This window comes from Saccharothrix espanaensis DSM 44229 (assembly GCF_000328705.1).
In the GTDB taxonomy this organism is placed as follows: domain Bacteria; phylum Actinomycetota; class Actinomycetes; order Mycobacteriales; family Pseudonocardiaceae; genus Actinosynnema; species Actinosynnema espanaense.
Window position 1 is genome coordinate 8,534,809 of the sequence record NC_019673.1, and the last position, 9,861, is coordinate 8,544,669.

General features: G+C 70.7%; 8 protein-coding genes. 2 read left to right on the forward strand and 6 right to left on the reverse strand.

Annotated elements, in window-relative coordinates; all coding sequences use genetic code 11:
- Nucleotides 1-102: 102 nt before the first annotated feature.
- The 6 genes from BN6_RS37400 to BN6_RS37425 form a co-directional block, all read right to left on the reverse strand.
- On the reverse strand, nucleotides 103-1,377 hold the full coding sequence (locus BN6_RS37400; RefSeq protein WP_015105067.1) for a thymidine phosphorylase: 1,275 nt from the start codon (nucleotides 1,375-1,377) through the stop codon (nucleotides 103-105).
- Nucleotides 1,374-1,781, reverse strand: a complete 408-nt coding sequence (locus tag BN6_RS37405; RefSeq protein WP_408005271.1) for a cytidine deaminase — start codon at nucleotides 1,779-1,781, stop codon at nucleotides 1,374-1,376. The genes BN6_RS37400 and BN6_RS37405 overlap by 4 nt, the downstream gene beginning before the upstream one ends.
- Nucleotides 1,756-3,021: an ABC transporter permease gene (locus BN6_RS37410; RefSeq protein WP_015105069.1), complete on the reverse strand. Its 1,266-nt coding sequence runs from the start codon at nucleotides 3,019-3,021 to the stop codon at nucleotides 1,756-1,758. Before BN6_RS37410 ends, BN6_RS37405 begins: the two co-directional genes overlap by 26 nt.
- Nucleotides 3,022-3,094: 73 nt before the next feature.
- The gene (locus BN6_RS37415) at nucleotides 3,095-4,162 is read right to left on the reverse strand and encodes an ABC transporter permease (RefSeq protein ID WP_015105070.1); all 1,068 of its coding nucleotides are present in this window, start codon (nucleotides 4,160-4,162) and stop codon (nucleotides 3,095-3,097) included.
- Nucleotides 4,162-5,724 carry an ABC transporter ATP-binding protein gene (locus tag BN6_RS37420; RefSeq protein ID WP_015105071.1) on the reverse strand — a complete coding sequence of 521 codons (1,563 nt, stop codon included), beginning with the start codon at nucleotides 5,722-5,724 and terminating at the stop codon, nucleotides 4,162-4,164. Before BN6_RS37420 ends, BN6_RS37415 begins: the two co-directional genes overlap by 1 nt.
- An 85-nt stretch (nucleotides 5,725-5,809) precedes the next feature.
- Nucleotides 5,810-6,943, reverse strand: coding sequence for a BMP family lipoprotein (locus tag BN6_RS37425; protein WP_041315470.1), 1,134 nt, complete (start codon nucleotides 6,941-6,943; stop codon nucleotides 5,810-5,812).
- Nucleotides 6,944-7,551: 608 nt separating this feature from the next.
- On the opposite strand from BN6_RS37425, the gene BN6_RS37430 reads away from it, so the two are divergent.
- Both BN6_RS37430 and BN6_RS37435 read left to right on the forward strand, forming a co-directional pair.
- Complete coding sequence (locus BN6_RS37430) at nucleotides 7,552-8,043, forward strand: YbaB/EbfC family nucleoid-associated protein (protein ID WP_041315473.1); 492 nt, start codon at nucleotides 7,552-7,554, stop codon at nucleotides 8,041-8,043.
- A 17-nt stretch (nucleotides 8,044-8,060) separates the two neighbouring features.
- Complete coding sequence (locus BN6_RS37435; RefSeq protein WP_015105074.1) at nucleotides 8,061-9,734, forward strand: hypothetical protein; 1,674 nt, start codon at nucleotides 8,061-8,063, stop codon at nucleotides 9,732-9,734.
- Nucleotides 9,735-9,861 lie beyond the last annotated feature (127 nt).

Consider the following 9,861-nt stretch of genomic DNA (forward strand, 5'->3'; position numbering starts at 1 on the left):
CGACGCCGTAGGGCACCGAGTCTTCACATGTCCCGGTCCTACCCGCCGCAGCGGCGGTGCTCACCTGTTCAGCCGAGGCCGGACAACACCGACCTGACCGCGTCAGCCTCGGACGACGTCGATCACCAGCGGCGGACGGGCCGGCGCGGTGTCGCCGATCGCGTACCCGCCGGTCAGCGCCGCCAGCGCGCCCGCGAGGGCGTCCGGCGTGTCGGTGTGCAGCTCCAGCAGCGGTTGGCCCTTCGCCACCCGGTCACCGGGCTTGGCCAGGCACAGCACGCCGGCACCGGCCTGCACCGGGTCCTCCTTGCGGGCCCGGCCGGCACCCAGCCGCCACGCCGCGACACCCACGGCGTACGCGTCCAGCGCGACCAGCACACCGTCGTCCGGGGCCTCGACCACGTGCCTGTGCCCGCCGACCGGCAACGCGGCCTCCGGGTCGCCGCCCTGCGCGCGGATCATCCGCGCCCACGTCTCGTACGCCTCGCCGGAGGCCAGGACGGCGGCCGGGTCGGCGGAGATCCCGGCGCGGTGCAGCATCTCCGCGGCCAGCGCCACGGTCAGCTCCACCACGTCCGCGGGCCCGCCGCCGCGCAGCACGTCGACCGACTCGGCCACCTCGACCGCGTTGCCGACCGCACGCCCGAGCGGCACCGACATGTCGGTCAGCAGCGCGGAGATCTTCAGCCCGTGGTCCACGCCGATCGACACCAGCGCGTCGGCCAGCGCCCGCGCCTGGGTCTCGGTCTTCATGAAGGCGCCGGAACCGACCTTCACGTCCAGCACCAGGGCTTCCGCGCCCTCGGCGATCTTCTTGGACATGATGGAGCTGGCGATCAGCGGGATGGCCTCGACCGTCCCCGTCACGTCCCGCAGCGCGTAGAGCTTCTTGTCCGCCGGGGCCAGCCCGGTGGTCGCCGCGCAGATCACCGCGCCGACGTCGCGCAGCTGCGCGGTCACCTCGGCCACCGACAGCTGCGCCCGCCAACCGGGGATGGACTCCAGCTTGTCCAGCGTGCCGCCGGTGTGCCCCAGGCCGCGCCCGGACAGCTGCGGCACGGCCGCGCCGCACGCCGCGACCAGCGGGGCCAGCGGCAGGGTGATCTTGTCGCCGACGCCGCCGGTCGAGTGCTTGTCCACGGTCGGCCGGCCGACGTCGAGCGAGAGCGACTCGCCGGAGCGCACCATGGCGCGGGTCCAGCGGGCCGTCTCGCGGGCGTCCATGCCGTTGAGGTAGATCGCCATGGCGAGCGCGGACATCTGCTCGTCGGCGACCAGGCCCCTGGTGTAGGCGTCGACCACCCAGTCGATCTGGGCGTCGGAGAGCGCGTCGCGGTCCCGCTTGGCCCGGATCACGTCCACGGCGGTGTAGGTCATGGCAGGTCCTCCGGTCCGAACGCGTCGGGCAGCACACGGCTCATGGGGAGCACACCGGACGGTGTGTCGACCAGGCAGTCCGGACCGCCCAGCTCGTACAGGACCTGCCGGCACCGCCCGCAGGGCATGAGCAGTTCGCCGGCACCGCTGCGGCAGGCGACGGCCACGAACCTGCCGCCGCCGGTCAGCCGGAGCTGACCCGCCATGGTGCACTCGGCGCACAGCCCCACGCCGTACGAGGCGTTCTCCACGTTGCAGCCGAGCACGACCCGCCCGTCGTCGCACACCGCCGCCGAGCCGACCCGCAGCCCCGAGTACGGGCAGTAGGCCGACTGGGCGGCTTCGACGGCACGCGCGCGCAGGTCGTCCCAGTCGATGTCAACCACGGCGGTACACCACCCCATCGGCCGCGGGCATCCGCAATCGTTGCGACGCCACGGCGAGCACGATCAGCGTGACCAGGTGCGGCGCGTACGTGGTGAGTTCGCTGGGCACCTCGTCGACGCTGTAGTAGACGGCGTAGAGCACGACCGCCGCGACGATCCCGCCCGCCGCCGCGAACCAGCGCCGCCGGACCAGCTGCCAGATGACCAGCACGCCCAGCAGCAGCACCGCGCCGTAGATCAGGGCGAGGAACGTCTTGCCGCCGCTGCGCAGCTGAAGGCCGTCCGCGTAGCCGAACAGCGCCGCGCCGCCGAGCAGGCCGCCCGGCCGCCAGTTGCCGAAGATCATCGCCGCCAGGCCGATGAAGCCCCGGCCGTTGGTCTGGCCCTCCAGGTAGCCGGGCTGGCCGGGGTTGAGCACCAGGGCCGCGCCGCCGATGCCGGCCAGCGCGCCGGAGGCGATGACCGCGATGTACTTGTGCCGGTAGACGTTGACGCCCAGCGACTCGGCGGCCACCGGGTTCTCGCCGCAGGACCGCAGCCGCAGCCCGAACCGGGTCTTCCAGAGCACCAGGTAGCTGCCGATCACCAGCGCGATGGCCAGCATGGTCAGCGGCGAGACGCCGGTGACCAGGCCGCGCAGGATGCCCGCCACGTCCGACAGCCCGACCCGCTGCTGCGCTTCGAGGTCGCCGAGCCAGTCGGAGATGCCGGGCGCGGAGTACGTGTCGAACTTCGGCACGGCCGGCGACTCGCGCGGGTTGTGCGACAGCGGGAAGAAGATCAGCGTGGACAGGTACTTGGTGACACCCGCGCCGAGCAGGTTGATCGCCACGCCGGACACGATGTGGTTGACGCCGAAGGACACCGTGGCGATGGCGTGCAGCAGGCCGCCCAGCGCGCCGAACACCGCGGCGGACAGCAGCGCGGCCCACGGGCCCCACTGGTAGCCAGCCCACGCGGCACCCCACGTGCCCATGATCATCATGCCTTCGAGGCCGATGTTCACCACGCCCGCGCGCTCGGCCCACAGACCGCCGAGGGCGGCGAGCAGGATCGGCAGCGCCAGCCGCACGGCGGTCTGGATCGTGCCGGTCGAGGTCAGCTGCGGCACGTCGGTCAGGTACGACGTCGTGGACAGCAGCACGACCGCGCCCGCCACGCCGAGCGTCCCCACCAGCCAACCGGGGATCTTGCGCGCCTTGCGCGGCGGCGGAACGGTCGACGGCGCTTCCGACGGGTTCATCAACGAGGTGCTCATGATGCCGCCTCGCTGACGCTCGCCGGATCAAGACTACGAAGCACTGTGTTCACTGGTTCGCTCGCAAGCCTGCTCACGCCGACACCGTCCCCAACTGCTTACCGACCCGGCGCTGCTCGGCGGCCAGCTCGAACCGCCGGACCACCTCGTAGGCCACGACGACCGACAGCACGATCGCACCCTGCATGATCGTCACGATCTCCCTCGGCACCCCGACGTTGTCCAGCGCCAGGCCCGACTTGTCCAGGAACGCCCACAGCAGCGCGCCGAACGCGATGCCGCCGGGGTGGTTGCGGCCGAGCAGGGCGATCGCGATCCCGGAGAAGCCCAGGCCCGCCGGGAAGTTCAGGTTGTAGGTGTGGTCGCGGCCGAGGATCTCCGGCATCGACACCAGACCGGCGATGCCGCCGGAGAGCAGCATCGCGATCAGCACCATCTTCTTCGCGCTGACACCGCCCGCCGCGGCGGCCGTCGCCGACTCGCCGGACGCCTTGAGCTCGAACCCGAACCGGGTGCGGTTCATCATCACCCAGTAGCCGACGCCCAGCAGCGCCGCCAGGAACACCAGGCCGAAGATCGTGCCCGAGGACCCCAGCGGGATGCCCGGCACCCAGCCGCTTTCCGGGATCTCCGGGGTGCGGATGTTGTTGCCCCGCAGCTCGCCGAAGACGTCCTCGCCGATCAGGTACGCGGCCAGGCCGAGCGCCAGGCCGTTCATCATGATCGTGGAGATGACCTCGTTCACGCCCCGGGTCACCTTGAGGATCGCCGGCACCGCCGCCCACAGCGCGCCGACCACCGCCGCCACCAGGATGATCACCAGGGCGTGCAGGCCGGGCGGCAGCGCGATCGAGCCGCCGACCACCGCCGCGACCACGGCGGCCACCCGGTACTGGCCCTCGACGCCGATGTTGAACAGGTTCATCTGGAACCCGATGGCCACCGCGAGCGCCGCGATGTAGTACGTCCCGGTGCTGTTGACGATGTCGACGGCGGTCGTGCCCTCGCCGACCTGCGACACCATCGCGCCGAACGCCTTGACCGGGTTCGCGCCGGACACCACCAGCGCGACGCCGCACAGCAGTGCGGAGAACAGGATCGCCAGTGCGGGCGGCAGCAGCTTGCCGCGCAGGATTCCCATTACTCGCCCTTCAGTTCCGCGACGGCGGCGCTCGTGGCGCCCGCGCCCGTCATCGCGCTGCCCAGGTCCTCCGGGGTGACCGACCCCGGGTCCGCGTCGGCGACCAGCCGACCGCGCAGCATGACCTTGATCGTGTCCGACAGGCCGATCAGCTCGTCCAGGTCGGCGGAGATGAGCAGCACGGCCAGGCCGCGCGCCCGCGCGTTCTTGATCTCGTCCCAGATCAGCGCCTGCGCGCCGACGTCCACGCCGCGGGTCGGGTGCGACGCGATGAGCAGCACCGGGTCGCCGGACAGCTCCCGGCCCACCACCAGCTTCTGCTGGTTGCCGCCGGACAGCGCGGCGGCGGGCACGTCGATGCCGGGCGTGCGGACGTCGAACTCCTCGACGATCCGCCGGGTGTCCTGCTTCGCGCCGGCCAGGTCCAGCCACGTGCCCCTGGAGACCGGCTCGCGGGTCTGGTGGCCGAGGATCCGGTTGGCCCACAGCGGTTGGGTGAGCAGCAGGCCCTGGCGGTGGCGGTCCTCGGGCACGTACCCGATGCCCGCCTCGCGCCGGGCCAGCGTGCCCAGCCGGGTCAGGTCGCGGCCGTCGAGCAGGACGCGACCGTGGTGCGCCTTGCGCATGCCCATGATCGTCTCGACCAGCTCGGTCTGCCCGTTGCCCTCGACGCCCGCGATCCCGACGATCTCACCGGACCGCACGACCAGGTCGATGCCGTCGAGCACCGGCCGGGTGCCCTCCTCGGCGACCAGGCCGAGGCCCTCCACGTGCAGCACGACCTGGTCGGTGACGGTCGACTCGCGGGTCTCCGGGCTGGGCAGCTCGCTGCCCACCATCATCTCCGCGAGCTGGCGGGAGCTGACCGCCTTGGGGTCGGCGGTGCCGACCGTGGTGCCGCGCCGGATCACCGTGACCGAGTCGGCGATCGCGCGCACCTCGTCCAGCTTGTGCGAGATGAACAGGAACGTGAAGCCCTGCTCCTGCATCCCGCGCAGGGTGGTGAACAGCTCGTCCACCTCCTGCGGCACCAGCACGGCCGTCGGCTCGTCCAGGATGATCACCCTGGCGCCCCGGTAGAGCACCTTCAGGATCTCCACCCGCTGCCGGTCGGCGACACCGAGGCGTTCGACCAGGACCCCGGGGTCGACGGTGAGGCCGGTGGACCTCGCCAGCCCCTGGATGACCTTGCGCGCCTTGCCGCCGATGCCGTGCAGCGCCTCCGCGCCGAGCACGACGTTCTCCTGCACGGTCAGGTTGTCGGCCAGCATGAAGTGCTGGTGCACCATGCCGATGCCGGCCTTGATGGCGTCCGCCGGGGTCTTGAACCGGACCTGCCGGCCGGCGACCTCGATCGTGCCCTCGTCGGGCTGCTGCATCCCGTACAGGATCTTCATCAGCGTGGACTTGCCCGCGCCGTTCTCACCGCACAGCGCGTGCACCTCGCCGGCGCGCACGGTCAGGTGCACGTCGCTGTTGGCGACCACACCTGGGAAGCGTTTCGTGATGCCGGACAGGACGACGGCGGGCGCGACGTCGGCGGCAGGGGTGCTGGTGCTCATAGAAAGCTCCGTGTGGGGATCCCGGGTCAAAAACCGCGCAAGGGCCTCGCGAGCAGCTCGCGAGGCCCAGTGCGGTGCGGCCGGATCAGCTGGTGGGCTTGTCCGAGACCTTGATCTTGCCCTCGATGATCTGCGCCTTGTAGCCGTCGAGCACGGCCTTCAGGTTGTCGTCGATCTTGCCGCCGGAGGTGGCGTAGCCGACGCCGTCCACCTTCAGGTCGAACACCTTCGGCAGGCTGCCCAGGTCGTTCTTGGCGACGGCCTTGACGAAGTCGTAGACCGCGACGTCGACGCGCTTGAGCATGGACGAGATGATCACGTCCTTGGACTCCGCGACGGTGGACTGGTTGTACTGGTCGGAGTCGACGCCGATCGCCTTGACGTTGGCCGTCTTGGCGGCGGAGAACACGCCCTTGCCGGACGCGCCGGCGGCGTGGTAGAGGACGTCGGTGCCGGCCTCGATCTGGCCCTTGGCGGCTTCCTGGCCCTTGGTCGGGTCCTGGAACCCGGTGAAGTCACCGGCCGGGGTCAGGTACTTCTTCTCGATCTTGACCTCCGGCGCGGCGGCCTTGGCGCCCTGCTCGAAGCCCGCGTCGAACTTCTGGATCAGCGGGATCTTCACGCCGCCGATGAAGCCGACGTGGCAGGTCTTGGACTGGTAGGCGGCGATCACGCCGGCCAGGAAGGAGCCCTGCTCCTCCGCGAACACCAGCGGCGTCACGTTGGCCGCGCCCTCGACCGCACCGTCCACGATCGCGAACTTGGTGCCCGGGAACTCCGGCGCGACGACCTTCAGCGACTCGGCGTAGGCGAAGCCGACCCCGATGATCGGGTTGTAGCCCTCGGTCGCGAGCTGGCGCAGGCGGGTCTGCTTGGCGTCCTCGGCCTCGTTCGGGGCGGCCGTGAGCTCCTTGACCTCGGCGACGCCGAAGTCGGCCTTCGCCTTGTCCAGGCCGGCGGCGGCGGAGTCGTTGAACGACGCGTCGCCGCGCCCGCCGATGTCGTAGGCCAAGCCGACCTTGAGGGCGCTGCCGTCCACCTTCTCACCGGCCGAGGAGCTGGTGGTGTTGCCGGCGGCGGCCGGCGGCTTGTCCGCCAGCTTGCACCCGCCGGAGGCACCCCCGGTCGTACCGGTGCTGGTCCCACCGTTGTCCTTGGCGCAGGCGGCCATCGACAGAACGCTGGTCAGCGCGATCGCGGCCACCGCGATGCCACGCATTCGACGACGCACGGCTCGTCTCCCTCCCTGCTCAGCGAGCAGACAAATCCCCGACCGCGTTGTCGGGGTTCCGAGTGGCGAACCGTACCCCGTGGTAACGACCACCGCGCACGCACCGGCCCGCACGTGACCTAGCTGTGTTGAATTTGCCGCGACTTCGTCGCGGCGGGCTTCGCCGCCTGGAAGTCGGCCCATCACGCAGTGTTTCCGACCGATCGAAGGGCGTGATCGGTCGGAAACACTGCGTGACAGACCGACGCGGCTTCGCGGCGGTGGTGACGTGAAATGCCTGGGTGAAAGAGCGTGAGGGGGGCGCGATCAAGGGAAGTGGTGCCGTTGCTGAAAGGCGTGTGGCGACGGGGTGATGCGGAGCTCCGGAATGTGTCGATCATGAGTCGGTGCGGGCGGCCGCTCGGAACGCTCGCGTGGTGGTCGGAGGGCGGGGTGGAGGCGAAGGCGAGGGGGTTCGGGGGACCGTAGGTGGCGGAGGCGGTGGGGGTGGGGGCGGCGGTGGGGTGGTGGTTATCACTCGTTGGTGGGGCGTTGGGGCGGCGTTGGCGACCTTCGGTGAACTCAGGGTGCATCGGTATCACCCCCTGGAGGCAGCCTTGGACCCCCGGCAGTGGCTGGACGACTACGAGTCGCGCCTGGCCGACCTCAAGCAGAAGTCGGACGAGCTCCAGGAGAACCTCGCCGCCGCGAACGGCACGGCCACCAGTCCGGACGGCGCGGTCACCATCACCGTCGGCCCCGGCGGCGGGCTGCTGAACCTCGAACTCGGCCACCGCGCGTGCGACCTCGGGCCGGCCCGGCTCACCGCGTTGATCATGACCACCGCCCGCGACGCGCAGAAGGCCGCGTCGGCCAAGGTCGTGGAGGCGTTCGCGCCGATGGGTGACGGCTCCGAGGCGATGCAGGTCGTCCTGGACTCGATGGCGCGCGACGAGGAGCCGGAGGTCGTGGACGACTTCGACCCGGAACCCGAGCCCGAGCCGCAGCGCGCGCCCGTCCGGCCGCAGCCGGTGGCGCCGCCGCGCCCGCCGGCGGCCCGGCCGGTGCAGCGCGCCGACGAAGACGACGACGACAACCAGCCCTGGTGACCTAGGAAGGCCATGTCATGACCGCCCCCGAAACGCCGATCGCCGCGCCTCCCGGTATCGAGATCACCGAGGAGAACAAGTTCAAGGGCTCGATGTTCATCGAGGCGTTCGACGGCCTGATCGACTCGATCGGCAAGGACGCCGAGTCGGAGACCGAGCGCGTCCTGGACATCACGTTCAACGCGATCGGCGCGGCGTCGTCGGTGGCGATGTTCGTCACCGACCCGTTCGGCAGCATCCTCGGCGCGGGCATCGGCTGGCTGATCGAGCACATCACGTTCATCCGCGAGGGTTTCGACCAGCTCATGGGCGACCCGGACGACATCAACGCCAACGTCGAGGCCACCAAGAAGCAGGCCGTCGAGATGCGCGTGCTGGCCGAGGACCACAAGCAGGGCCTGGCCACGTTCGACGGCTGGTCCGGGCAGGCCTCCGAGCGGTTCAAGGCCAGCATGGACGCGATGGGCAAAGAGCTCGACGACATGGCCGGCGCGATCGAGACCAAGGCCAAGATCGTCGCGGTCTGCGGGATGCTCGTGCAGGTCCTGCGCGACATCGTGCGCGACATGATCGCCCAGTTCCTCGGTTCGCTGCTGGCCGGCGCGATCGCCGCGGCCGCCGCCGCGATCCCCACCTTCGGCGCGTCCATCGCCGCGTTCATCGGCTTCGCGGTCGGCCGCGGCATCGCGCTGGCCACCAACGTCGCCTCCCGGATCGCCCGACTGGTCGCCGCGCTGAGCCGGAACATGGGCCGGATCGGCAAGCTGGACGACGTCGTGGAGAAGATCGGCAAGGGCTGGGACCGGTTCGAGAACATCGCCGACGTCGCCGAGATCGGCTGGGAGGGCTACAAGGCCCAGGACGACGTCGACAAGGACATCGAGAAGGGCAAGAAGGACGACGACGCCCAGGACAAGGTCGACAAGGCGAACAAGGACGCCGAGGCGGCCAACAAGAAGTACGAGGACGCCAAGAAGAACGAGCAGAAGGAAGCCGACGACCTCAAGAGCGCCAACGAGGACCTGAAGGACAAGTCCGACAAGGCCGCCGAGGCGAACAAGAAGGCGAGCGACGCGGCCGACGCCGTGAACAAGGCGGCGGCCTCGGGCGACCAGGCGGCGTTCGACCAGGCCAAGGCCAAGTACGACGCGGCCAAGGCGGAGGCGGACGCGGCCCGCGGCGAGGCGGCGAAGGCGGCGGAGAACGCGGCCAAGGAGTCCCGCGACCTGGCCGACGCGTCGAAGAAGTCGAACGAGGCGCTGGACGGCACGAAGCCGACCGACGAGGCGGCCAAGAAGGCTTACGACGAGTACAAGCAGACCACCTCCGACGGCAAGCCCGGCGACCCGGCGCAGACCGCCGCCGCGGACGACATGAGCGCCAAGAACGACGCAGCCAAGCAGGCCAACGCCAAGTACGAGCAGGCCAACGTCGACTTCACCGAGGCCAACGCGAAGGCGGCGGAGGCCAACGCCAAGGCGTTCGCGTCCGGCAGCGAGGCCGACATCGCCGCCGCGAAGCGCGCGTCCGACGAGGCCGAGGCGGCGGGCAAGCGCGCCGAGACCGCGGCGAACGAGGCGAAGTCGTCCGGCGAGGACGCGAAGAAGTCCTACGAGGACTACAAGTCCAAGTACGACAACAAGTCCGGTGGAGAGCGGCCGAGCGCCGACAAGCCCACCGTCCAGGCGTAGCCGCCCTGCCCCAGGTCTAGTCGTCGAGTCGTCCGGAGAGACCCCTCATGGCACCCAAGAACACCGGTGGCTCGAACCCCGGTTCGAATCCCGGATCGAACTCCGGGTCCACCCCCGGACCGCCGCC